Origin of the sequence: Caballeronia sp. SL2Y3 (assembly GCF_022879575.1) — a bacterium.
Lineage (GTDB): Bacteria > Pseudomonadota > Gammaproteobacteria > Burkholderiales > Burkholderiaceae > Caballeronia.
Map to the genome: position 1 here is coordinate 2,515,154 of NZ_CP084260.1, position 23,394 is coordinate 2,538,547.

Consider the following 23,394-nt stretch of genomic DNA (forward strand, 5'->3'; position numbering starts at 1 on the left):
GCGCACCCTTACTTCTTCTTCGTTTCTTTGAGGATCACGACCTCGTCGGAATAGCGCACGCCCTTGCCCTTGTAGGGCTCCGGCGGACGATAGCCGCGCACTTCCGCCGCGACTTGTCCGACTTTCTGCTTGTCGATCCCCTTGATCACGATTTCGGTCTGCGACGGGGTTTCAGCCTTGATGCCTTCCGGCATCTGGTGCACCACGGGGTGCGAGAAACCCAGCGACAGGTTCAGCTTGTCGCCTTGCGCTTGCGCACGATAACCGACGCCAACCAGCGTCAGCTTGCGCTCGAAACCCTTGGTGACGCCGTGCACCATGTTCGCCACCAGGGCGCGCATCGTGCCGGACATCGCATTTGCTTCACGGCTTTCGTTGGCCGGCGCGAAGTTCAGCGTGCCGTTGTCGTTCGCCACGGTCACCAGCGGGTTACCCGCTTGCGAGATCGTGCCGAGCGGCCCCTTGACGGTGATGACGTCGCCCTTGACGGCCACTTCCGCGCCTTGCGGCAGCGCGATCGGGCTTTTACCTACTCGAGACATGTTTCTTCTCCCTTCGGCGTTAAGCGACGTAGCAGATGACTTCGCCGCCGACGCCGTTCTGGCGCGCCTTGCGGTCGGTCATCACACCCTTCGGCGTCGACACGATGGCAACGCCCAGGCCGTTCATGACCTGCGGGATGTCGTTGCGACCGCGGTACACGCGCAGACCGGGCTTCGACACGCGCTCGAGGCGCTCGATCACCGGACGGCCAGCGTAGTACTTCAACGCGATGTTCAATTCCGTCTTCGCACCTTCAGCCTTCACTGCGAAGTCGTCGATATAACCTTCGTCCTTCAAAACCTGCGCAATCGCAACCTTGACTTTCGACGAGGGCATAGTCACCGAAACCTTCTCGACCATCTGCGCATTGCGGATGCGAGTCAGCATATCGGCGATAGGATCACTCATGCTCATTTATGTTTCTCCTATTACCAGCTCGCCTTGGTGAGGCCAGGGATTTCGCCGCGGAATGCGATTTCGCGGATCTTGTTACGCGCAAGTCCGAACTTGCGGAACGTGCCACGCGGGCGACCCGTGATTGCGCAGCGGTTACGCTTGCGAGTCGGGTTCGAGTTACGCGGCAGTTGTTGCAGCGCGAGGCGAGCGAAGTAACGCTCTTCGTCCGACTTGCTCGAGTCTTCGATCACAGCCTTCAGTTCAGCACGCTTCGGAGCGTACTTCGCGGCCAGGCGTGCGCGCTTCTTTTCACGTTCGATCAGTGCCAGTTTAGCCACGGTAACCTCAGTTTCTGAACGGGAACTTGAAGCCGGCGAGCAGCGCCTTTGCTTCGTCGTCAGTCTTCGCGGTGGTCGTGATGCTGATGTTCAGCCCACGCAGCGCGTCGATCTTGTCGTAGTCGATTTCGGGGAAAATGATCTGCTCTTTCACACCGATGTTGTAGTTGCCACGACCGTCGAATGCACGGCCCGACACGCCGCGGAAGTCGCGCACGCGGGGCAGCGCAACCGTCACGAAGCGGTCCAGGAATTCGTACATCGCTTGACCGCGCAGCGTCACCATCGCGCCGATCGGGTAGCCCTGACGAATCTTGAAGCCTGCGATTGCCTTGCGCGCCTTCGTGATAACCGGCTTTTGGCCAGCGATCTTCGTCAGGTCGCCCACGGCGTTTTCGATGATCTTCTTGTCAGCGACGGCTTCGCCAAGGCCCATGTTCAGGGTGATCTTGGTAATGCGCGGCACTTCCATGATGGACTTGTAGCCGAACTTTTCGACGAGTTGCGGCACAACCGTTTCTTTATAAATCTCTTGCAGACGAGCCATTTTTTAACTCCGCATCAGGCGTTGAGCGTGGCGCCGGTCGACTTCAAGAAGCGAACCTTCTTGCCGTCTTCGACCTTGATGCCAACACGCGATGCCTTGCCGTTCGCGTCGACGAGTGCGACGTTCGAAATATGCAGCGGCATCGACTTGGCTTCCACACCGCCCGTCGTACCCTTCATCGGGTTCGGCTTCACGTGCTTCTTGACGAGGTTGATACCCTCGACGGTCACACGATCTTCCGCAACGGCCAGCACGGTGCCGCGCTTGCCCTTGTCCTTGCCGGTGATGACGATGACTTCGTCACCCTTGCGAATCTTATTCATCGCGACTCCTTACAGCACTTCCGGCGCGAGCGAAACGATCTTCATGAATCGTTCGCTACGCAGTTCACGCGTCACCGGCCCGAAAATACGCGTGCCGATCGGCTCGAGCTTGGTATTCAAGAGGACAGCGGCATTGCCGTCGAACTTGATCAGCGAGCCATCCTGGCGACGCACGCCCTTGGCCGTGCGAACGACCACGGCGTTGTAGATTTCGCCCTTTTTCACGCGTCCGCGCGGCGTCGCTTCCTTGACGGTCACCTTGATGATGTCGCCAATGCTAGCGTAACGACGCTTCGAGCCGCCGAGCACCTTGATGCACATGACTTCACGCGCACCCGTGTTGTCGGCCACTTCAAGCCGAGTTTCGGTCTGGATCATGGTTTATCTTTCCCAACTTAATCCGGTCGCACCACCATGGCACATCCGGTCAGTCTTGGTCCCGTCAGCCAATCGGCTGCTTGGGTTAGAACAGGCAGCGAGGGCAGACGAAACCCGCCATCGCAATCCGGTGAATCTGTCGATACAGGCTGGCGCCCGAACCGGCTTCCCCCACCAATTTCGCCCGCGACGGGGCTCCCACAAAGAGGGAAGACCGAGATTATAACAAATAATCTCGGTCTTGCAAGCGAAACTTACTGCGACACTACTTACTGCATCGCGATACTTCAGCTTTAGATCACGCGAGCCGCTTCGAGCAGCTTCGACACAACCCAGGCCTTCGTCTTCGAAATCGGACGGGTTTCCTGGATTTCGACGAGGTCGCCCTCGTTGTACGTGTTCGCGTCATCGTGCGCGTGGTACTTCTTCGAGCGCACGACGTACTTGCCGTAGATCGGGTGCTTCACACGGTGCTCGACCAGCACGGTAACCGTCTTGTCCATCTTGTTGCTGACGACCTTGCCGACCAGCGTCCGCTTGAGCGAGGTTTTTACGCTATCGTTCATTTCTGGTTCGCCTTTTCAGTCAGGACAGTCCGCACACGTGCGATGTCGCGACGAACCTTCTTCAGCTGGCTCGTGTTCGTGAGCTGCTGGGTCGCGAGTTGCATGCGCAGGCCGAATTGCGCCTTAAGCAGGTCCGACAGCTCTTTGTTGAGCGCCGCCTGGTCCTTCTGGTGAAGTTCAGATGCCTTCATCGTTTACTCCTTAGGCGCCGAGCTGGCGGATAACGAAGTTCGTCTTCAGCGGCAGCTTTGCTGCAGCCAGACGGAACGCTTCGCGCGCCAGTTCTTCGGAGACACCGTCCATTTCGTACAGCATCTTGCCCGGTTGAATTTCAGCGACGTAGTACTCCGGGTTACCCTTACCGTTACCCATACGCACTTCTGCCGGCTTTTGCGAAATCGGCTTGTCCGGGAAAATGCGGATCCAGATCCGGCCGCCACGCTTGATGTGACGCGTCATGGCACGACGCGCCGCTTCGATTTGACGCGCGGTCAAACGGCCGCGACCGATAGCCTTCAGGCCATACTCACCGAACGACACCGCGTTGCCGCGCGTCGCCTTGCCGGTGTTACGACCCTTCTGCTCTTTGCGATACTTTCTGCGTTTCGGTTGCAGCATCGTTATTCTCCACTCTTCGCGTCACCGCCGGCGCCGCCACGACGGGGGCCGCCGCGGCGTGCACCAGCCGGCGCACCTTCACCGTCACGACGCGGACGGCGATCGCCACCCGGACGTGCGTTGCGACGCGGACGCTTCTCTTCCGCGACTTCTTCCACTACCGGCGCTTCGTTGCGGCCGAGGGTGTCGCCCTTGTAGACCCACACCTTCACGCCGATGATGCCGTACGTGGTCTTCGCTTCGGACGTCGCGTAATCGATATCGGCGCGCAACGTGTGGAGCGGCACGCGACCTTCGCGATACCACTCCGTACGAGCGATTTCGATACCGTTCAGACGGCCCGCGCTCATGATCTTGATGCCCTGGGCGCCAAGACGCATCGCGTTTTGCATCGCGCGCTTCATCGCGCGGCGGAACATGATCCGGCGCTCGAGCTGCTGCGTGATGGAATCGGCGATCAGTTGAGCGTCGGTTTCCGGCTTGCGAATTTCTTCGATGTTGACGTGAACCGGAACGCCCATGCGCTTTTGCAGCTCGGACTTCAGCAGTTCGATGTCTTCGCCCTTCTTGCCGATAACGACACCCGGACGCGAGCTGAAAATCGTGATGCGTGCGTTCTTTGCAGGACGCTCGATCACCACGCGGCCGACGGACGCGTTCTTCAGCTTCTTCTTCAAGTATTCGCGAACACCGATGTCTTCCTGCAACATCGCCGCGAAATTATTGTTGTTCGCGTACCAGCGCGAAGCCCAATTGCGGCTGACGGCCAAACGGAAGCCAGTCGGATGAATTTTCTGTCCCATCGTATGGCTCCTTAATTCCCGACCGTCACAGTGATGTGACAGGATTGCTTCTCGATGCGGTTACCGCGACCCTTTGCGCGTGCGGTGAAACGCTTCAGCGAAGCGGCCTTGTCGACGTAGATGCTCGTGATCTTGAGCTCGTCGATATCGGCGCCTTCGTTGTGTTCCGCATTCGCGATCGCAGACAGCACGACCTTCTTGACGATACCCGCCGCCTTCTTCGGCGAGAACGTCAGGACGTTCAGCGCCTTGTCGACCGGCAAACCACGAATCTGGTCAGCCACAAGGCGCGTTTTCTGCGCCGAGATGCGGGCACCGCGATGAATTGCTTTCACTTCCATCTTGATAGCCCCTTATTTCTTGGCCTTCTTGTCGGCCGCGTGACCCTTGAACGTACGGGTCAGTGCGAACTCGCCAAGCTTATGGCCGACCATGTTTTCCGTGACGTACACCGGAACGTGCTGACGGCCGTTGTGGACGGCGATCGTCAGACCGATGAAGTCCGGCAGAATCGTCGAACGACGCGACCAGGTCTTGATCGGCTTCTTGTCACGCGTGGACGCAGCCGCCTCAACTTTCTTCAGCAAATGAGCGTCGCAGAACGGACCTTTTTTAGCAGAACGTGTCATTGCCTACTCCTTAACGCTTGTGACGGCGCTGGACGATCATCGTCGTCGTGCGCTTATTGCTGCGGGTGCGATAGCCCTTCGTCGGCGTGCCCCACGGGCTCACCGGGTCGCGACCTGCAGCCGTGCGGCCTTCACCACCACCGTGCGGGTGATCGATCGGGTTCATCGCAACACCACGCACCGTCGGACGGATACCGCGCCAGCGGTTTGCACCGGCCTTACCGATTTGACGGAGGCTGTGCTCTTCGTTGCCGACTTCACCGATGGTTGCACGGCACTCGACGTGCACGCGGCGGATTTCACCCGAACGCAGACGAACCTGCGCGTAGATGCCTTCACGTGCCAGCAGCATGGCCGACGTACCAGCCGAACGCGCGATCTGCGCGCCCTTGCCCGGCAGCATTTCGATGCAGTGGATCGTCGTACCGACCGGAATATTGCGGATCGGCAGGGTGTTGCCTGCGCGAATCGGCGCTTCCGAACCGGACATCAGCTGCGCGCCGACCGCCACGCCCTTCGGCGCGATGATGTAGCGACGCTCGCCGTCTGCGTACAGAACCAGCGCGATGTTCGCGCTACGGTTCGGGTCGTACTCGAGACGCTCGACCTTTGCCGGGATGCCGTCCTTGTTGCGACGGAAATCGACGATACGGTAGTGCTGCTTGTGACCGCCACCTTGGTGACGCGTGGTGATGCGACCGTTGTTGTTACGGCCCGCCGACTTGGATTGCGAGTCGAGCAGCGCTGCGTGCGGCTTGCCCTTATGCAGATCCTTGTTGACGATCTTGACCATCGCGCGGCGACCCGGCGAGGTCGGCTTAACTTTCACGATTGCCATGATTACTTGGCCTCCGCTTCAAAGTTGATTTCCTGGCCGGGCTTCAGGCAGACGTACGCCTTCTTCACGTCCTTGCGCTTGCCGTTGAAGCGGCCAAAGCGCTTGGCTTTGCCCTTCGTGACGAGCACGTTGACGGAATTGACTTCGACCTTGAACAGCAGCTCGACAGCAGCCTTCACTTCCTGCTTCGTGGCGTCCGGCGCGACTTCGAACACGACTTGTTCGTTCTTGTCGGCAACCAGCGTCGCCTTTTCGGAGATCACCGGCGCGAGCAGAACTTGCATCAAACGATGATCGTTTTTGCGAACTTCGCTCATGACAGCAACTCCTCGATCTGAGCGACCGCAGCCTTCGTGATCAGCACTTTCTTGAAGTAGATCAGCGAGAGCGGGTCGGCGTAACGCGGCTCGACAACCGCCACGTGGGCCAGGTTGCGCGACGCGAGGTACAGGTTTTCGTCGACCGTATCGGTGATGACCAACACGGAATCGAGACCCATCGCCTTGAATTTATCAGCCAACAGCTTGGTCTTCGGCGCTTCGAGCGCGAGATCCTCGACCACCGAGATGCGGCCTTCGCGAGCCAACTGCGAGAAGATCGAGCAGAGGCCTGCGCGATGCATCTTCTTGTTGACCTTGTGCGAGAAGTTTTCTTCCGGCGAGTTCGGGAAAATGCGACCACCGCCACGCCACAACGGGCTCGACGACATACCGGCACGAGCGCGGCCCGTACCCTTCTGGCGCCACGGCTTCTTCGTGGTGTGCTTGACCTGCTCACGATCCTTCTGAGCGCGGTTGCCGCTACGTGCGTTCGCCTGATAAGCGACGACGACTTGGTGAATCAGGGCTTCGTTGTAATCGCGACCGAACACGACGTCCGATGCGGTCACGCCAGCGCCTTCCTGACCATTGGCATTCAGGAGCTTAAGTTCCATTATTTCGCTCCTTTCGCAGCACGGGTCTTGACGGCCGGGGTCACGAAGACCTTGCCGCCCTTCGCACCCGGAACAGCACCGCGGACGAGCAGCAGATTGCGCTCAGCGTCGATGCGGGCGATTTCGAGATTCTGGACCGTGACGGTCACGTCACCGAGGTGACCCGTCATGCGCTTGCCGGGGAACACACGACCCGGGTCCTGCGCCATACCGATCGAACCCGGAACGTTGTGCGAACGCGAGTTACCGTGCGATGCGCGGCCCGAAGCGAAGTTGTAGCGCTTGATGGTACCGGCGTAGCCCTTACCGATCGACGTGCCTTGCACGTCAACCTTCTGGCCGACTTCGAAAATGTCCGTACCGATGACGGCGCCGTTCGACAGTTCACCTGCCTTGGCGGTATCGACATGGAATTCGCGGAGGATTTCACCGGCTTGAACGCCGGCTTTGGCGAGGTGACCCGCCAACGGCTTCGTCACGCGCGAAGCGCGGCGAGTACCGAATGCAACCTGAACGGCGGTATAACCATCCGTTTCAACGGTCTTGATCTGCGTCACACGGTTGTCCGACACGTCCAGCACGGTGACGGGGATCGAGTCCCCTTCAGGCGTGAAGATACGGGTCATGCCAACCTTGCGACCTACGAGTCCAAGGCTCATCGTTTTCTCCATTCCCGACTGCGATTGGTCGGGGCTGATTTCAAAATGTCCGCCCTGCTATGAGAAACAAGGCGCACTTTTTTGCGCAAATGCGCGAAAAGCCTTGGAGTATAACAAGGCTTTTCGTTTTCTGCAAGCAATCAAAGACTTAGCTCCGTCCGGGACGCCGGCGGAGCTTTGTAGGCTTACTGCAGCTTGATTTCGACGTCCACACCGGCCGGCAGGTCGAGCTTCATGAGCGCGTCGACGGTCTTGTCCGTCGGGTCGACGATGTCCATCAGACGCTGGTGCGTACGGATTTCGAGCTGGTCGCGCGACGTCTTGTTGCCGTGCGGCGAACGCAGGATGTCAAAACGCTGAATACGCGTCGGCAGCGGCACCGGGCCACGGACGATCGCGCCAGTCCGCTTCGCCGTATCGACGATCTCGGCTGCCGACTGGTCGATCAGGCGATAGTCGAAAGCCTTCAGACGAATGCGGATTTTCTGGTTCTGCATGACGATTCCTCAAAAAGAGCGAGGCGGTATTGCGCCGCCGATTGGCAAAAGAGCGAGGAACCGGGCATTCGCTTGAGGGCGAAAACCCGGTTCCGGTCACGTTACTTCAGTACAGCGACTTCAAAGAAGACCGAGATTTTACTCGATAATCTTGGCAACGACACCTGCGCCGACGGTACGGCCGCCTTCGCGGATCGCGAAGCGCAGACCTTCTTCCATGGCGATCGGGGCGATCAGCTTGACCGTGATCGACACGTTGTCGCCCGGCATCACCATTTCCTTGTCCTTCGGCAGCTCGATCGAGCCCGTCACGTCCGTCGTACGGAAGTAGAACTGCGGACGGTAGTTGTTGAAGAACGGCGTGTGACGGCCGCCTTCGTCCTTGCTCAGCACGTACACTTCAGCGGTGAAGTGCGTGTGCGGCGTGATCGAACCCGGCTTGGCCAGCACCTGGCCGCGCTCGACGTCTTCGCGCTTCGTGCCGCGCAGCAGGATACCGACGTTGTCGCCCGCTTGACCTTGGTCGAGCAGCTTGCGGAACATTTCCACGCCCGTGCAAGTGGTCTTCACCGTCGGCTTGATACCGACGATTTCGATTTCCTCGCCAACCTTGATGACGCCGCGCTCGACGCGACCCGTCACCACCGTGCCGCGACCCGAGATCGAGAACACGTCTTCCACCGGCATCAGGAAGGCGCCATCCACTGCGCGCTCCGGCGTCGGGATGTACGTATCCAGCGCGTCGGCCAGGTTCATGATCGCCACTTCGCCGAGTTCGCCCTTGTCGCCTTCCAGCGCGAGCTTGGCCGAACCCTTGATGATCGGCGTGTCGTCGCCCGGGAAGTCGTACTTCGACAGGAGTTCGCGCACTTCCATTTCGACGAGCTCGAGCAGCTCGGCGTCGTCCACCATGTCGCACTTGTTCAGGAACACGATGATGTACGGCACGCCGACCTGACGGGCCAGCAGGATGTGCTCACGCGTTTGCGGCATCGGGCCGTCAGCGGCCGAGCACACCAGGATTGCGCCGTCCATCTGCGCGGCGCCCGTGATCATGTTCTTCACGTAGTCGGCGTGGCCCGGGCAATCGACGTGTGCGTAGTGGCGGTTAGCCGTTTCGTACTCGACGTGCGCGGTGTTGATGGTGATGCCGCGTGCCTTTTCTTCCGGCGCCGCGTCGATCTGGTCGTACGCCTTGGCTTCGCCGCCGAACTTGGCGGTCAGCACCGTCGTGATCGCTGCCGTCAGCGTGGTCTTGCCGTGGTCAACGTGACCGATCGTGCCCACGTTCACGTGCGGCTTGGTCCGCTCGAATTTACCTTTTGCCATGATTACCTTCTTTCAAAGTTTGGTTATCGGTTAAAGCTTGTGGCTTGCGCCGAATGACTTGCGGGTATTACTTACCCTTGGCGTTGATGATCGCGTCGGCGACGTTACGCGGAGCTTCAGCGTAGTGCTTGAATTCCATCGTGTACGTTGCACGGCCTTGCGTCAGCGAGCGCAGGGACGTCGAGTAGCCGAACATTTCCGACAGCGGCACTTCGGCGCGAACGATCTTGCCGCCGCCAACCATGTCTTCCATGCCCTGGACGATACCGCGACGGCCGGACAGATCGCCCATCACGTTGCCCATGTAGTCTTCCGGCGTTTCGACTTCCACGGCCATCATCGGTTCGAGGATGACCGGGCTTGCCTTGCGCATTGCTTCCTTGAAGGCCATCGAGCCGGCCATGCGGAACGCGTTTTCGTTCGAGTCCACGTCGTGGTACGAACCGAACGTCAGGTGCACCTTCACGTCCACAACCGGGAAGCCAGCCAGCACGCCCGACTTCAGCGTTTCCTGGATACCCTTGTCCACGGCCGGGATGTATTCGCGCGGAATCACGCCGCCCTTGATTTCGTCCAGGAACTCGTAGCCCTTGCCCTGCTCGTTCGGCTCCAGCGTGATGACCGCGTGACCGTACTGGCCGCGACCACCCGACTGCTTGACGAACTTGCCGTCGACATCAGCCGCCGTCGTGCGAATGGTTTCGCGGTAGGCAACCTGCGGCTTGCCGACGGTCGCTTCCACGCCGAATTCGCGCTTCATGCGGTCGACCAGAATTTCGAGGTGGAGCTCGCCCATGCCCGAAATGATGGTCTGGCCCGATTCTTCGTCCGTTTGCACGCGGAACGACGGATCTTCCTGCGCCAGACGGTTCAGCGCGAGGCCCATCTTTTCCTGGTCAGCCTTGGTCTTCGGCTCGACAGCCTGCGAAATCACCGGCTCCGGGAAAATCATGCGTTCGAGCACGATCGGGTTCTGCGGATCGCACAGCGTGTCGCCCGTGGTCGCTTCCTTCAGGCCGACGGCCGCGGCGATATCGCCCGCGCGCACTTCCTTGATTTCTTCGCGCTGGTTCGCGTGCATCTGCAGAATACGGCCCAGACGTTCCTTCTTGTCCTTGGTCGCGTTCAGCACGGTGTCACCCGAATTCACGACGCCCGAGTACACGCGGAAGAAGATCAGCTGACCGACGAACGGGTCCGTCATGATCTTGAACGCGAGTGCAGAGAACTTCTCGTCGTCGGCAGCACGGCGCTCGGCCTTTTCGCCGCTTTCGAGTTCACCCGTGACCGGCGGAATGTCGACCGGCGAGGGCAGGAAGTCGATCACGGCGTCGAGCATGCGCTGCACGCCCTTGTTCTTGAACGCGGTGCCGCACAGCATCGGCTGGATTTCGCACGCGATGGTCCGGTCGCGGATCGCCTTCACGACTTCCGCTTCCGACAGCTCTTCGCCGCCGAGGTACTTTTCCATCAGCTCTTCGCTGGCTTCCGCAGCCGACTCGATCATCTTCTCGCGCCACTCGTTGCACGTGTCGACGAGTTCAGCCGGAATGTCGACGTAGTCGAACTTCGTGCCTTGCGACGCTTCGTCCCAAATGATCGCCTTCATCTTCAGCAGATCGACGACGCCCTTGAAGTTTTCCTCCGAGCCGATCGGCACGACGACGGGAACCGGATTCGCCTTCAGACGCGTCTTCAGCTGGTCGTAGACCTTGAAGAAGTTTGCGCCGGTACGGTCCATCTTGTTGACGAACGCGAGACGGGGAACCTTGTACTTGTTCGCCTGACGCCACACCGTTTCCGACTGCGGCTGCACGCCGCCCACTGCGCAGTAGACCATGCACGCGCCGTCCAGAACGCGCATCGAGCGTTCCACTTCAATGGTGAAGTCGACGTGTCCCGGCGTGTCGATGATGTTGATGCGGTGCTCGGGATAGTTGCCGCCCATGCCCTTCCAGAAGGCCGTGGTAGCAGCCGACGTGATGGTGATGCCGCGTTCCTGTTCCTGCTCCATCCAGTCCATCGTTGCTGCGCCGTCGTGAACTTCACCGATCTTGTGGTTCACGCCCGTGTAAAACAAGATGCGCTCGGTCGTCGTCGTTTTGCCGGCGTCGATGTGAGCGCTAATACCGATGTTGCGGTAGCGCTCGATAGGTGTCTTGCGAGCCACTTTGGATCCTTTATTCGGTCGACGCGCCGACTCAATCAATGAGCCAGCAGCGCCCTAACACAAACGGGCGAGGCGCCAAACTAGCGCACCCGCCCTGATTTTTTCGTTGCTCTATCAGCGGGAGCTTAGAAACGGAAATGCGAGAATGCCTTGTTAGCCTCTGCCATGCGGTGAACTTCGTCGCGCTTCTTCATCGCGCCGCCGCGGCCTTCGGCCGCTTCGGAGAGCTCACCTGCCAGGCGCAGGGCCATCGACTTTTCGCTGCGCTTCTTCGCGGCTTCGCGCAACCAACGCATCGCCAATGCCATACGACGCGAGGGACGCACTTCGACCGGAACTTGATAGTTCGCACCACCAACGCGACGGCTCTTCACTTCGACCACCGGCTTCACGTTGTTGAGCGCGACCGTGAACACTTCCAGCGGGTCCTTGCCACCCTTGGTCTGGATCTGTTCAAAAGCGCCGTACACGATGCGTTCGGCAACCGACTTCTTGCCGGACAACATCAGCACGTTCATGAACTTGGCTACATCTACGTTGCCGAACTTCGGATCCGGCAATACTTCCCGCTTGGGGACTTCGCGACGACGCGGCATGATTCTTCCTTTACCTTTTCAGTTGGAGCGGTTTTTCCGCTCCGCGGCCACCAACTAACCCGATCCATCTCTCGACTAAACCAGCTTGGCCGGGTGACCACTTACTCGACAGCACCGGCACATCCGGCACTACCGCATTAACCGCCTTGCGGCGACCTGAAACTACTTCGACTGCTCGAACCGGCGATTACTTGCCAGCCTTGGCACGCTTCGCACCGTACTTCGAGCGAGCCTGCTTACGATCCTTGACGCCCTGGGTATCCAGCGAGCCGCGGACCATGTGGTAACGCACACCCGGCAAGTCCTTCACACGACCGCCGCGAATCAGCACGACCGAGTGTTCCTGCAGGTTGTGGCCTTCACCACCGATGTACGAAATGACTTCGAAGCCGTTCGTGAGACGAACCTTGGCAACTTTACGAAGTGCCGAGTTCGGCTTCTTCGGCGTCGTCGTGTACACGCGGGTGCACACGCCGCGACGCTGCGGGCAGTCCTGCAGGGCCGGCGACTTGCTCTTCGTCGTTTCCGACGCGCGGCCTTTGCGAACCAGTTGATTGATGGTTGGCATCGTTTAATCCTAAAAATGAACAAAATCGGCGCGATTCCGAACGGGCAAAGCGAAGGAATCGCGCGTCTGACTTTCTCGTGGATGGCTACTGTCTGCGCGAACCCTACGTTAAGCAGGATCCCGAAACTCGCCAAGAACGAGAACCTAGCATCATATTCCGAAAATGCCAATCCGGTCAATACGTTGCATGAATTTGTGAGCCGCTCGCCAGCGCAACGTCAGTCGGCGCCGACCACGTCGAGCAGTTCGTCGCCGAAACGCTCGAGTTTGCGCACGCCGATGCCCGGAATGTGCCGCAAGTCCTCGATCGTATCGGGATCGCTGCGGGCGATTTCGGCAAGCGTCGCGTCGTGGAAGATGACGTACGCCGGCACGCCGTCGGTTTTCGCGGTCTCGGCCCGCCAGGTTCGCAAGCGATCCCACCGCGCTTTCTCGCGCGGCGACATGCCTGCGGTCGGGTCGGCGCGCTCCCCGGTTCGGCCCGACGACTGCCGGTTGCGCACCGGCTTCACGTACTTGCGCAGCGTGACGCGTTCTTCGCCCTTCAACACGGGCTTGCTGGCGTCGGTCAGGACGAGCGCGCCGAATCCGTCATGGTCGACGGCAAGAAAACCGAACGCGACCAGTTGCCTGAAAACCGCGCGCCATTCCGGTTCCGACAGGCTCGCGCCGACGCCGAAGGTGGACAGCTTGTCGTGGCCGCGCTGCAAGACCTTCTCGCTACGCGTGCCCCGCAGAATGTCGATCAGATGCCCCGCGCCGAAGTGAAAACCACTGGCCTTCTGCGCGCGATACACGCACGACAGCGCCATCTGCGCCTCGCGCGTCGCGTCCCACGACGCGGGCGGTTCGAGACACGTATCGCAGTTTCCGCACGGCGTGCTCGTCTCGCCGAAGTACGCAAGAAGGCGCACCCGGCGGCACGTCGCGGCCTCGCATAGGCCGAGGAGCGCGTCGAGCTTGCCGGTCTGCACGCGCTTGTGCGCGTCGTCGGCATCGGATTCGTCGATCATCTTGCGCTGCTGCACGACATCGCCCAGGCCGTACGCCATCCACGCGTTGGCGGGCAGGCCGTCGCGGCCCGCGCGCCCGGTTTCCTGGTAATAGCCTTCAACGCTCTTCGGCAAATCGAGGTGCGCGACAAACCGCACGTCCGGCTTGTCGATGCCCATGCCGAAGGCAATCGTCGCGCACATCACGATGCCTTCCTCGCGCTGGAACATCTCCTGATGCTTCTGGCGCGTCTCGAACTCCATGCCGGCGTGATACGGCAGCGCGCGAACGCCCTGCCCCTTCAGCCAGTCCGCCGTTTCCTCAACCTTGCGACGCGAGAGGCAATAGACCACGCCCGCGTCCGTCGTGCCGTCCTTGTTCGTGTGCTCGGCGCGGATGAAATCGAGCAATTGCGACCGCGCGTTGTCCTTCTCGACGATCCGATAGCGGATGTTCGGCCGGTCGAAGCTCGACACGAAGATGCGCGCGTCGTCGAGCGCAAGGCGGTGCACGATCTCATCGCGCGTGATGGCGTCCGCCGTTGCGGTGAGCGCGATGCGCGGCACGTTCGGGAAACGCTCGTGCAGCACCGAAAGCTGAATGTATTCAGGCCGGAAATCGTGACCCCATTGCGAGACGCAGTGCGCCTCGTCGATGGCGAACAGACCGACCGGCGAGCTTTCGAGCAGCTCGAGGAAGCGCGGCGTCATGAGACGCTCGGGCGCGACATACAGCAGATCGATGCTGCCGTTGCGAAGCGCGCGTTCGGTCGCGGCGGCCTCGGCGCCCGAGAGCGTGGAATTGAGATACGCGGCGCGCACGCCCAATTCCGTGAGCGCGGCAACCTGATCCTGCATCAGCGCAATCAGCGGCGAAACGACGATTCCCGCGCCGAAGCCCGCCTCTTTGCGCACCAGCGACGGAATCTGATAACACAGCGACTTTCCGCCGCCCGTGGGCATCAACACGAGTGAATCGCCGCCGTTCGCGACATGTTCGACGATTTCCGCCTGCTGTCCGCGAAAGGCCGGATAGCCGAATACTTCGTTGAGAATTTGGAGCGGACGGGACATAGGAAAGAAGCGCGGACTGCGGCGTGGAGGATAACGAATTCTATCAACGCAAGCTCGCGCGCCCACGCGTGAAAACGCAACGTTAGCCGTTCGGCCGAGGCGCGGATCGGCAAGAAGGGACGAAAAAAAACCGCCCGGCGAAAACCGGGCGGTTCGAGTTGCTACGAGTAGAAGACGCTTACTCGTTGGTATGCGGCTGCTGCTCCGTTGCCGGAGCTTCCGGCGTACCGAAATCGAATGCCTCTTCGGCAGCGATCTGGTCGAAGCGTTCGCGATCCGCCGACTCCTTGCTCTTGCGCGCCTTGTGGAACGCGAGACCCGTACCGGCCGGAATCAGACGGCCGACGATCACGTTTTCCTTCAGACCGCGCAGATCGTCGCGCTTGCCCATGATCGCCGCTTCGGTCAGCACGCGAGTCGTTTCCTGGAACGACGCCGCCGAGATGAACGAATCGGTCGAGAGCGAAGCCTTCGTGATACCGAGCAGCACGTTCTCGTACGTCGCCGGACGCTTGTCTTCCGCGATCATGCGGTCGTTCTCGTCGAGCATGTCCGACCGCTCGACTTGTTCGCCCGGAATGAAGCGCGTATCGCCGTTGTCGACGATCTGCACGCGGCGCAGCATCTGACGCACGATCACTTCGATGTGCTTGTCGTTGATCTTCACGCCTTGCAGACGGTACACGTCCTGCACTTCGTCCACGATGTAGCGCGACAACGCCTCGATACCCTGCAGACGCAGGATGTCGTGCGGATCCGCAGGACCGTCGACGATCATTTCGCCCTTGTTGACGACCTGACCATCGTGCACCAGCACCTGCTTTTCCTTCGCGATCAGGAACTCGTGCTGATTGCCCTCGAGGTCCGTGATGACGAGACGCTGCTTGCCCTTCGTGTCCTTACCGAACGACGTCGTGCCCGTGACTTCCGCCAGAATGCCGGCGTCCTTCGGCGAGCGCGCTTCGAACAGTTCGGCCACGCGCGGCAGACCACCGGTAATGTCACGCGTCTTCTGCGCTTCAACCGGGATACGCGCCAGCACTTCACCGACCTGCACTTGCTGACCATCCTTCACGGTGATCAGTGCGCCGACCTGGAAGCCGATCTGCACCGAATGCTCGGTGTTCGGGATCTTCACTTCCTCGCCGTTCGCGTCGAGCAGCTTGACCTGCGGACGCACGCTCTTGCCGGCCTGCGAGCCGCGGCGCTTCGCGTCGATCACGACGAGCGTCGAAAGACCGGTCACGTCGTCGATCTGCTTGGCGACCGTCACGCCTTCCTCGACGTTTTCGAACTTCACCGTACCGCCCCACTCGGTGATGATCGGACGCGTCAGCGGATCCCATTGCGCGAGTTGCGAGCCGGCCTTGATCGTGGCGCCGTCGAGTTGCAGCAGCGTCGCGCCGTACGGGATCTTGTGACGCTCACGCTCGCGACCGAGGTCGTCCGCGATGATCGCTTCGCCCGAACGCGAAATGACGACCTGCTCGCCCTTCGCGTTGGTCACGTAGCGCATCGTGGCCGTGAAACGCACCGTACCGTTGCTCTTCGCTTCCACCGTCGATGCAACCGCCGCACGCGATGCCGCACCACCGATGTGGAACGTACGCATGGTCAGCTGCGTGCCCGGCTCACCGATCGACTGCGCCGCGATCACGCCGACTGCTTCGCCGACATTCACGCGCGAGCCACGGCCAAGGTCGCGGCCGTAGCACGCGGCGCACAGGCCGTAGCGCGTTTCGCAGGTCAGCGGCGTGCGCACACGCACTTCGTCGATGCCGAGACGCTCGATCTCTTCCACCGCGTCTTCGTCGAGCAGATCGCCCGACGCAAACAGCGTTTCCTGCGTCTCAGGATTGACGACGTCCGCCACCGCCACACGACCGAGAATACGGTCACGCAGCGCTTCGACGACTTCACCGCCTTCGACCAACGCCTTCATTGCAACGCCGTTCGACGTACCGCAATCGTCTTCGACCACGACCAGATCCTGCGTCACGTCCACGAGACGACGCGTCAGGTAACCCGAGTTCGCCGTCTTCAGTGCCGTATCCGCCAGACCCTTACGCGCGCCGTGCGTCGAGATGAAGTACTGCAGCACGTTCAGGCCTTCGCGGAAGTTCGCGGTAATCGGCGTCTCGATAATCGAGCCGTCCGGCTTCGCCATCAGGCCGCGCATACCGGCCAACTGACGAATCTGCACCGCGGAACCACGCGCGCCTGAGTCGGCCATCATGTAGATGGAGTTGAACGACTCCTGCTTCGTCTCGTTGCCGTCACGGTCGATGACCGGTTCGGTTGCGAGCTGTTCCATCATCGCCTTGCCGACGCTTTCCGACGTTGCCGACCAGATGTCGACCACGTTGTTGTAGCGTTCCTGCGCGGTGACGAGACCCGACATGTACTGACGGTCGTACTCCTTCACCTTCTTCGCTGCGTCGCCGACGATCGTCTCTTTCTGCGGCGGCACGAGCATGTCGTCCACGCAAATCGAGATGCCGGCGCGCGTCGCGAGGCGGAAGCCCATCTGCATCAGCTGGTCGGCGAAGATCACCGTTTCGCGCAGACCGCACTTGCGGAACGCCGTGTTGATCAGGCGCGAGATTTCCTTCTTCTTCAGCGGCTTGTTCAGCACCGAGAACGGCAGGCCCGGCGGCAGAATCTCCGACAGGATCGAGCGGCCGACGGTCGTTGCGTACAGCGTGACCTTCGGCACGAACTTCGGCGCGCCTTCGCTCGTGTCTTCGTTCGCCACCATTTCGGTGATACGCACGTTGACGCGCGAGGCCAGCTCGACTTCCTTGTTCTCGTACGCGCGGATCACTTCCGACACGCCCGTGAACGTGAGGCCTTCGCCCTTGCCGTTGATGGCTTCACGCGATGCGTAATACAGGCCGAGCACGATATCCTGCGACGGCACGATCGACGGATCGCCGTTGGCCGGGAACAGGACGTTGTTCGACGCCAGCATCAGCGTGCGCGCTTCCATCTGCGCTTCGAGCGACAGCGGCACGTGAACGGCCATCTGGTCACCGTCGAAGTCGGCGTTGAACGCCGCGCAAACGAGCGGGTGCAGCTGGATTGCCTTACCTTCGATCAGCACCGGCTCGAAAGCCTGAATGCCGAGACGGTGCAGCGTCGGCGCGCGGTTCAGCATGACCGGATGCTCGCGGATCACCTCTTCGAGGATGTCCCACACCACCGGCGTCTGGTTCTCGACTTCCTTCTTCGCAGCCTTGATGGTGGTAGCGACACCCATCACTTCCAGCTTGTTGAAGATGAACGGCTTGAACAGTTCGAGCGCCATCAGCTTCGGCAGGCCGCACTGATGCAGCTTGAGCGTCGGGCCGACCACGATCACCGAACGGCCCGAGTAGTCCACGCGCTTACCGAGCAGGTTCTGACGGAAACGACCGCCCTTACCCTTGATCATGTCAGCGAGCGACTTCAGCGGACGCTTGTTCGCGCCGGTCATGGCCTTACCGCGACGGCCGTTGTCGAGCAGCGAATCGACGGCTTCCTGCAGCATCCGCTTTTCGTTGCGGACGATGATTTCAGGCGCCTTCAGTTCGAGCAGACGCTTCAACCGGTTGTTACGGTTGATGACGCGGCGATACAGGTCGTTCAGGTCCGACGTCGCGAAACGGCCGCCGTCGAGCGGCACGAGCGGACGCAGTTCCGGCGGCAGCACCGGCAGCACTTCGAGCACCATCCAGTCAGGCTTGATGCCCGAACGCTGGAAAGCCTCGAGCACCTTCAGGCGCTTCGCGTACTTCTTGATCTTCGCTTCGGAACCCGTGTTCTTGAGCTCGGTGCGCAGCAGTTCGACCTGCTCGTCGATGTTGATCGAACGCAGCAGTTCGCGCACGCCTTCCGCGCCCATTTCGGCACGGAATTCGTCACCGTACTCTTCGACCTTGTTGTAGTAATCCTCTTCCGTCATGATCTGCCGCGCTTTCAGCGGCGTCATGCCCGGATCGATGACCACGTATGCCTCGAAGTACAGCACGCGCTCGATGTCGCGCAGCGTCATGTCGAGCACCATGCCCAGACGCGACGGCAGCGACTTCAAAAACCAGATGTGCGCGACCGGCGAAGCCAGTTCGATGTGGCCCATGCGCTCGCGGCGCACCTTCGCCAGCGTCACCTCGACGCCGCACTTCTCGCAGATCACGCCACGGTGCTTCAGGCGCTTGTACTTGCCGCACAGGCACTCGTAGTCCTTGATCGGCCCGAAAATCTTCGCGCAAAACAGACCATCCCGCTCCGGCTTGAACGTGCGGTAGTTGATGGTCTCCGGCTTCTTCACTTCGCCGAACGACCACGAACGGATCTTGTCGGGCGACGCGAGGCCGATCTTGATCGCATCAAAAACTTCTTCTTGTTGGACTTGCTTGAATAGATCGAGCAGAGCTTTCATTGCTTTCTCTCCGTAGTCCGATTAGTTGCGGTCGAGATCGATGTCGATACCGAGCGAGCGGATTTCCTTCACCAACACGTTGAAGGATTCCGGCATGCCGGCGTCGATCACGTGATCGCCCTTGACGAGGTTCTCATACACCTTCGTCCGGCCCGTCACGTCGTCCGACTTGACCGTCAGCATTTCCTGCAGCACATACGATGCGCCATACGCCTCGAGCGCCCACACTTCCATTTCACCGAAACGCTGGCCACCGAACTGCGCCTTACCACCCAGCGGCTGCTGCGTGACGAGCGAGTACGGACCGGTCGAACGCGCGTGCATCTTGTCGTCGACCAGGTGGTGCAGCTTCAGATAGTGCATGTAGCCGACCGTGACCTTGCGCTCGAACGGCTCGCCCGTGCGGCCGTCGTGCAACTGCACCTGGTTCTTCGACGCATTCATGCCGAGGTTCTGCGCCACGTCGTCCGGGAACGCTAGGTCCAGCGCGCGCGACATTTCGTCCTCCGTCGCGCCGTCGAACACCGGCGTCGCGAACGGCACGCCTTCGCGCAGGTTCTTCGCCAGCTCCACGATTTCGTCGTCCGAGAAGCCTTCCAGCTCTTCCTTGCGGCCCGACTCGTTGTAGATCTGCGTGAGGAACTGACGCAATTCTTCGATCTTCGCCTGACGCTGCATCATCTCGCCGATGCGCCAGCCGAGACCCTTCGCGGCCCAGCCCAGATGCACTTCGAGAATCTGACCCACGTTCATCCGCGACGGCACGCCGAGCGGATTCAGCACGACGTCGGCCGGACGGCCATCGGCCATGTACGGCATGTCTTCGATCGGCACGATCTTCGACACGACACCCTTGTTACCGTGACGGCCCGCCATCTTGTCGCCAGGCTGCAAGCGACGCTTCACGGCGAGATACACCTTGACCATCTTGAGCACGCCCGGCGGCAGTTCGTCGCCTTGCGTGAGCTTCTTGCGCTTCTCTTCGAACGCTAGGTCGAACTGGTGACGCTTCTGCTCGATCGAATCCTTGATGGCTTCGAGCTGCGCCGCTGCTTCTTCGTCCGCGAGGCGGATGTCGAACCAGTGGTAGTGGTCGAGGTCTTCGAGGTACGCGAGGTCGATCTTCGTGCCCTTCGCGAGCTTCTTCGGACCGCCGTTCGCGACCTTGCCGTTCAGCATACGCGCGAGACGCGAGAACGCGTCGCCTTCCACGATACGAAGCTGGTCGTTCAGGTCCAGGCGGTAACGCTTCAGTTCATCGTCGATGATCTGTTGCGCGCGCTTGTCGCGCGTGATGCCTTCGCGCGTGAACACCTGCACGTCGATGACGGTGCCGCTCATGCCCGAGGGCACGCGCAGCGACGTGTCCTTCACGTCCGATGCCTTCTCGCCGAAGATCGCGCGCAGCAGCTTTTCTTCCGGCGTCAGCTGGGTTTCGCCCTTCGGCGTGACCTTGCCGACGAGCACGTCGCCCGCTTCGACTTCCGCGCCGATGTACACGATGCCCGACTCGTCGAGACGGCCAAGCTGCACTTCCGCGAGGTTCGAAATGTCGCGCGTGATTTCTTCCGGTCCGAGCTTCGTGTCGCGAGCAACGACGTTCAGTTCTTCGATGTGGATCGACGTGTAACGATCGTCCGCGACGACCTTCTCCGAGATCAGGATCGAGTCTTCGAAGTTGTAGCCGTTCCACGGCATGAACGCGACCAGCATGTTCTGGCCGAGCGCGAGCTCGCCCAGATCCGTCGAGGCGCCGTCGGCCAGCACGTCGCCGCGCGAGACCTTGTCGCCCATCTTCACGATCGGACGCTGGTTGATGTTCGTGTTCTGGTTCGAACGCGTGTACTTGATCAGGTTGTAGATGTCCACGCCGACATCGCCGGCGACGGCTTCATCGTCGTTCACGCGAATCACGATACGGCCCGCGTCCACGTAATCCACGACACCGCCACGCATGGCCTGAACCGTCGTGCCCGAGTCGACCGCCACGGTACGCTCGATGCCCGTACCGACGACCGGCTTTTCCGGACGCAGACACGGCACGGCCTGACGCTGCATGTTCGAGCCCATCAACGCGCGGTTCGCGTCGTCGTGCTCGAGGAACGGAATCAGCGATGCCGCGACCGACACGATCTGCGACGGCGCCACGTCCATGTACTGGATGCGGTCCGGCGTGACCATCAGCGTTTCGCCGGCTTCACGCGACGAGACGAGTTCGTCGGTCAGCGTGCCGTCTTCGGCCACTGCCGCGTTCGCCTGCGCGATCACGTAACGGCCTTCTTCGATCGCTGACAGGTAGTCGATCTGGTCCGTCACCTTGCCGTCCACGACCTTGCGATACGGCGTTTCGAGGAAGCCGTATTCGTTCAGGTGCGCGTAGAGCGCGAGCGAGTTGATCAGGCCGATGTTCGGACCTTCCGGCGTTTCGATCGGGCACACGCGGCCGTAGTGCGTCGGATGCACGTCGCGGACTTCGAAGCCTGCGCGCTCACGCGTCAGACCGCCCGGGCCGAGTGCGGAAACGCGACGCTTGTGCGTGATTTCCGACAGCGGGTTGGTCTGGTCCATGAACTGCGACAGCTGCGACGAACCGAAGAACTCGCGAATCGCCGACGAAATCGGCTTCGAGTTGATCAGGTCGTGCGGCATCAGGTTTTCGCTTTCGGCCTGACCGAGGCGTTCCTTCACAGCACGCTCGACACGCACGAGACCCGCGCGGAACTGGTTTTCCGCGAGTTCGCCGACGCAACGCACGCGACGATTGCCCAAGTGGTCGATGTCGTCGACTTCGCCCTTGCCGTTACGCAGCTCGACGAGAATCTTGATGGTCGCGAGGATGTCGTCGTCCTGCAGCGTCATCGGCCCGATGATCTCGTCACGGCCCACGCGGCGGTTGAACTTCATGCGGCCGACCTTCGACAGGTCGTACGCGTCTTCGCTGTAGAACAGACGATTGAACAGCGCCTCGACCGCTTCTTCGGTCGGCGGCTCGCCCGGACGCATCATGCGATAGATCGCGATACGCGCGGCCATCTTGTCCGCCGTTTCGTCGATACGCAGCGTCGACGAGATGTACGGACCCTGGTCCAGATCGTTCGTGTACAGCGTCTGGATTTCCTTGACCTTCGCTTCGCGCAGCTTCTCGAGGACCGTTTCGGTGATTTCCTCGTTGGCGTTCGCGATGACTTCGCCCGTTTCGGGATCGATCACGTTCTTCGCCAGCACGCGGCCGAGCAGATACTCCTCGGGCACCGAGATGAACTTCGTCTTGGCGTTCTCGAGGTCGCGAATGTGCTTTGCGTTGATCCGCTTGTCCTTCGTGACGATGACGTTGCCTTCGCGATCCTGAATGTCGAAGCGCGCAACTTCGCCGCGCAGACGCTCCGGCACGAATTCCATCTGCGCGCCTTCGCTCATCAGCGCGAAGTTGTCGAACACGAAGAAGTTCGCGAGGATCTGTTCCGGCGTCAGGCCGATGGCCTTCAGCAGAATCGTGACCGGCATCTTGCGGCGACGGTCGACGCGGAAGTACAGCACGTCCTTCGGGTCGAACTCGAAGTCGAGCCACGAACCGCGGTAAGGAATGATACGCGCCGAGAACAGCAGCTTGCCGGAGCTATGCGTCTTGCCCTTGTCGTGCTCGAAAAACACGCCCGGCGAACGGTGGAGCTGCGACACGATCACGCGCTCGGTACCGTTGATGACGAAAGAACCGGTCGGGGTCATGAGCGGAATTTCGCCCATGTACACTTCCTGTTCCTTGACTTCCTTCACGACGGGCTTGCTCGGCGACTCTTTGTCGAGCAGAACGAGACGGACCTTTGCGCGCAGGGCGGAGCAATAGGTCAGGCCGCGCTGCTGGCATTCCTTGATGTTGAATGCGGGCGGCGACAGCATGTAGCTGACGAATTCCAGACGCGCAAAGCCGTTGTGCGAAACGATCGGGAAAACAGAGGTGAACGCAGCTTGCAAGCCTTCTGCCTTGCGCTGCGAAGAAGACGTCTCCGCTTGCAGAAACGTCTGGAATGATTCAAGCTGGGTCGCCAGCAAAAAGGGAACTTGGTGAACGATGGGGCGCTTCGCGAAACTCTTGCGAATACGCTTCTTCTCGGTGAAGGAATATTGCATACGATCTCCGAATCACGGCGGGCGTTACCGAGGCGGGATACCTCGACG

24 protein-coding genes are annotated in these 23,394 nt (G+C 60.8%); all 24 read right to left on the reverse strand.

Annotated elements, in window-relative coordinates; translation table 11 throughout:
• Positions 1-8 precede the first annotated feature (8 nt).
• Positions 9-542 carry a 50S ribosomal protein L6 gene (rplF, locus tag LDZ26_RS11885; protein WP_175946450.1) on the reverse strand — a complete coding sequence of 178 codons (534 nt, stop codon included), beginning with the start codon at positions 540-542 and terminating at the stop codon, positions 9-11.
• Between the two features lie 19 nt (positions 543-561).
• Complete coding sequence (gene rpsH / locus LDZ26_RS11890; protein WP_035967610.1) at positions 562-957, reverse strand: 30S ribosomal protein S8; 396 nt, start codon at positions 955-957, stop codon at positions 562-564.
• A gap of 14 nt (positions 958-971) precedes the next feature.
• Positions 972-1,277, reverse strand: coding sequence for a 30S ribosomal protein S14 (gene rpsN, locus LDZ26_RS11895; protein ID WP_175946448.1), 306 nt, complete (start codon positions 1,275-1,277; stop codon positions 972-974).
• A 7-nt stretch (positions 1,278-1,284) separates the two neighbouring features.
• The gene (gene rplE, locus LDZ26_RS11900; protein ID WP_159837176.1) at positions 1,285-1,824 is read right to left on the reverse strand and encodes a 50S ribosomal protein L5; all 540 of its coding nucleotides are present in this window, start codon (positions 1,822-1,824) and stop codon (positions 1,285-1,287) included.
• 14 nt (positions 1,825-1,838) lie between these two features.
• Positions 1,839-2,147, reverse strand: a complete 309-nt coding sequence (gene rplX / locus LDZ26_RS11905) for a 50S ribosomal protein L24 (protein ID WP_175946446.1) — start codon at positions 2,145-2,147, stop codon at positions 1,839-1,841.
• A 9-nt stretch (positions 2,148-2,156) separates the two neighbouring features.
• On the reverse strand, positions 2,157-2,525 hold the full coding sequence (rplN, locus tag LDZ26_RS11910; RefSeq protein WP_006998478.1) for a 50S ribosomal protein L14: 369 nt from the start codon (positions 2,523-2,525) through the stop codon (positions 2,157-2,159).
• Positions 2,526-2,818: 293 nt separating this feature from the next.
• Positions 2,819-3,091, reverse strand: coding sequence for a 30S ribosomal protein S17 (gene rpsQ, locus LDZ26_RS11915; RefSeq protein ID WP_035933074.1), 273 nt, complete (start codon positions 3,089-3,091; stop codon positions 2,819-2,821).
• Entirely contained in the window at positions 3,088-3,282 is a 195-nt protein-coding gene (rpmC, locus tag LDZ26_RS11920; protein ID WP_007180130.1) for a 50S ribosomal protein L29, read from the reverse strand. The genes rpsQ and rpmC overlap by 4 nt, the downstream gene beginning before the upstream one ends.
• Positions 3,283-3,292: 10 nt before the next feature.
• Positions 3,293-3,709 carry a 50S ribosomal protein L16 gene (gene rplP, locus LDZ26_RS11925; protein ID WP_035967605.1) on the reverse strand — a complete coding sequence of 139 codons (417 nt, stop codon included), beginning with the start codon at positions 3,707-3,709 and terminating at the stop codon, positions 3,293-3,295.
• A gap of 2 nt (positions 3,710-3,711) precedes the next feature.
• Entirely contained in the window at positions 3,712-4,512 is an 801-nt protein-coding gene (gene rpsC, locus LDZ26_RS11930) for a 30S ribosomal protein S3 (protein WP_244847390.1), read from the reverse strand.
• A gap of 11 nt (positions 4,513-4,523) precedes the next feature.
• Positions 4,524-4,853, reverse strand: a complete 330-nt coding sequence (gene rplV, locus LDZ26_RS11935; RefSeq protein WP_007730533.1) for a 50S ribosomal protein L22 — start codon at positions 4,851-4,853, stop codon at positions 4,524-4,526.
• A 12-nt stretch (positions 4,854-4,865) separates the two neighbouring features.
• The gene (gene rpsS, locus LDZ26_RS11940) at positions 4,866-5,141 is read right to left on the reverse strand and encodes a 30S ribosomal protein S19 (protein WP_008343850.1); all 276 of its coding nucleotides are present in this window, start codon (positions 5,139-5,141) and stop codon (positions 4,866-4,868) included.
• 10 nt (positions 5,142-5,151) lie between these two features.
• A complete protein-coding gene (gene rplB, locus LDZ26_RS11945) occupies positions 5,152-5,979 on the reverse strand; it encodes a 50S ribosomal protein L2 (protein ID WP_175946441.1) in 828 nt (275 codons plus the stop codon).
• 2 nt (positions 5,980-5,981) lie between these two features.
• Entirely contained in the window at positions 5,982-6,296 is a 315-nt protein-coding gene (rplW, locus tag LDZ26_RS11950; RefSeq protein WP_035967599.1) for a 50S ribosomal protein L23, read from the reverse strand.
• A complete protein-coding gene (rplD, locus tag LDZ26_RS11955; RefSeq protein WP_175946439.1) occupies positions 6,293-6,913 on the reverse strand; it encodes a 50S ribosomal protein L4 in 621 nt (206 codons plus the stop codon). Before rplD ends, rplW begins: the two co-directional genes overlap by 4 nt.
• Complete coding sequence (gene rplC, locus LDZ26_RS11960) at positions 6,913-7,572, reverse strand: 50S ribosomal protein L3 (protein WP_244847391.1); 660 nt, start codon at positions 7,570-7,572, stop codon at positions 6,913-6,915. The genes rplD and rplC overlap by 1 nt, the downstream gene beginning before the upstream one ends.
• 185 nt (positions 7,573-7,757) lie before the next feature.
• Positions 7,758-8,069, reverse strand: coding sequence for a 30S ribosomal protein S10 (gene rpsJ, locus LDZ26_RS11965; protein ID WP_244847392.1), 312 nt, complete (start codon positions 8,067-8,069; stop codon positions 7,758-7,760).
• Positions 8,070-8,207: 138 nt separating this feature from the next.
• Positions 8,208-9,398, reverse strand: coding sequence for an elongation factor Tu (gene tuf, locus LDZ26_RS11970; protein ID WP_012402197.1), 1,191 nt, complete (start codon positions 9,396-9,398; stop codon positions 8,208-8,210).
• A gap of 67 nt (positions 9,399-9,465) precedes the next feature.
• Entirely contained in the window at positions 9,466-11,568 is a 2,103-nt protein-coding gene (gene fusA, locus LDZ26_RS11975; RefSeq protein WP_206467146.1) for an elongation factor G, read from the reverse strand.
• Positions 11,569-11,693: 125 nt separating this feature from the next.
• Positions 11,694-12,164: a 30S ribosomal protein S7 gene (rpsG, locus tag LDZ26_RS11980; protein ID WP_006053291.1), complete on the reverse strand. Its 471-nt coding sequence runs from the start codon at positions 12,162-12,164 to the stop codon at positions 11,694-11,696.
• A 187-nt stretch (positions 12,165-12,351) separates the two neighbouring features.
• Positions 12,352-12,732, reverse strand: coding sequence for a 30S ribosomal protein S12 (rpsL, locus tag LDZ26_RS11985; protein WP_006998493.1), 381 nt, complete (start codon positions 12,730-12,732; stop codon positions 12,352-12,354).
• Positions 12,733-12,950: 218 nt separating this feature from the next.
• A complete protein-coding gene (recQ, locus tag LDZ26_RS11990; RefSeq protein WP_244847393.1) occupies positions 12,951-14,798 on the reverse strand; it encodes a DNA helicase RecQ in 1,848 nt (615 codons plus the stop codon).
• A gap of 178 nt (positions 14,799-14,976) precedes the next feature.
• Positions 14,977-19,218, reverse strand: coding sequence for a DNA-directed RNA polymerase subunit beta' (rpoC, locus tag LDZ26_RS11995; protein ID WP_244847394.1), 4,242 nt, complete (start codon positions 19,216-19,218; stop codon positions 14,977-14,979).
• Positions 19,219-19,239: 21 nt separating this feature from the next.
• Positions 19,240-23,346: a DNA-directed RNA polymerase subunit beta gene (gene rpoB / locus LDZ26_RS12000; RefSeq protein ID WP_244847395.1), complete on the reverse strand. Its 4,107-nt coding sequence runs from the start codon at positions 23,344-23,346 to the stop codon at positions 19,240-19,242.
• Positions 23,347-23,394: the final 48 nt, after the last annotated feature.

Bases quoted from the DNA above. Each gene is read 5' to 3' on its own strand.
- rplF (WP_175946450.1), bottom strand. From the start codon at position 542: ATGTCTCGAGTAGGTAAAAGCCCGATCGCGCTGCCGCAAGGCGCGGAA.
- rpsH (WP_035967610.1), bottom strand. From the start codon at position 957: ATGAGCATGAGTGATCCTATCGCCGATATGCTGACTCGCATCCGCAAT.
- rplE (WP_159837176.1), bottom strand. From the start codon at position 1,824: ATGGCTCGTCTGCAAGAGATTTATAAAGAAACGGTTGTGCCGCAACTC.
- rplX (WP_175946446.1), bottom strand. From the start codon at position 2,147: ATGAATAAGATTCGCAAGGGTGACGAAGTCATCGTCATCACCGGCAAG.
- rplN (WP_006998478.1), bottom strand. From the start codon at position 2,525: ATGATCCAGACCGAAACTCGGCTTGAAGTGGCCGACAACACGGGTGCG.
- rpsQ (WP_035933074.1), bottom strand. From the start codon at position 3,091: ATGAACGATAGCGTAAAAACCTCGCTCAAGCGGACGCTGGTCGGCAAG.
- rpmC (WP_007180130.1), bottom strand. From the start codon at position 3,282: ATGAAGGCATCTGAACTTCACCAGAAGGACCAGGCGGCGCTCAACAAA.
- rplP (WP_035967605.1), bottom strand. From the start codon at position 3,709: ATGCTGCAACCGAAACGCAGAAAGTATCGCAAAGAGCAGAAGGGTCGT.
- rpsC (WP_244847390.1), bottom strand. From the start codon at position 4,512: ATGGGACAGAAAATTCATCCGACTGGCTTCCGTTTGGCCGTCAGCCGC.
- rplV (WP_007730533.1), bottom strand. From the start codon at position 4,853: ATGGAAGTGAAAGCAATTCATCGCGGTGCCCGCATCTCGGCGCAGAAA.
- rpsS (WP_008343850.1), bottom strand. From the start codon at position 5,141: ATGACACGTTCTGCTAAAAAAGGTCCGTTCTGCGACGCTCATTTGCTG.
- rplB (WP_175946441.1), bottom strand. From the start codon at position 5,979: ATGGCAATCGTGAAAGTTAAGCCGACCTCGCCGGGTCGCCGCGCGATG.
- rplW (WP_035967599.1), bottom strand. From the start codon at position 6,296: ATGAGCGAAGTTCGCAAAAACGATCATCGTTTGATGCAAGTTCTGCTC.
- rplD (WP_175946439.1), bottom strand. From the start codon at position 6,913: ATGGAACTTAAGCTCCTGAATGCCAATGGTCAGGAAGGCGCTGGCGTG.
- rplC (WP_244847391.1), bottom strand. From the start codon at position 7,572: ATGAGCCTTGGACTCGTAGGTCGCAAGGTTGGCATGACCCGTATCTTC.
- rpsJ (WP_244847392.1), bottom strand. From the start codon at position 8,069: ATGCAGAACCAGAAAATCCGCATTCGTCTGAAGGCTTTCGACTATCGC.
- tuf (WP_012402197.1), bottom strand. From the start codon at position 9,398: ATGGCAAAAGGTAAATTCGAGCGGACCAAGCCGCACGTGAACGTGGGC.
- rpsG (WP_006053291.1), bottom strand. From the start codon at position 12,164: ATGCCGCGTCGTCGCGAAGTCCCCAAGCGGGAAGTATTGCCGGATCCG.
- rpsL (WP_006998493.1), bottom strand. From the start codon at position 12,732: ATGCCAACCATCAATCAACTGGTTCGCAAAGGCCGCGCGTCGGAAACG.
- recQ (WP_244847393.1), bottom strand. From the start codon at position 14,798: ATGTCCCGTCCGCTCCAAATTCTCAACGAAGTATTCGGCTATCCGGCC.
- rpoC (WP_244847394.1), bottom strand. From the start codon at position 19,218: ATGAAAGCTCTGCTCGATCTATTCAAGCAAGTCCAACAAGAAGAAGTT.
- rpoB (WP_244847395.1), bottom strand. From the start codon at position 23,346: ATGCAATATTCCTTCACCGAGAAGAAGCGTATTCGCAAGAGTTTCGCG.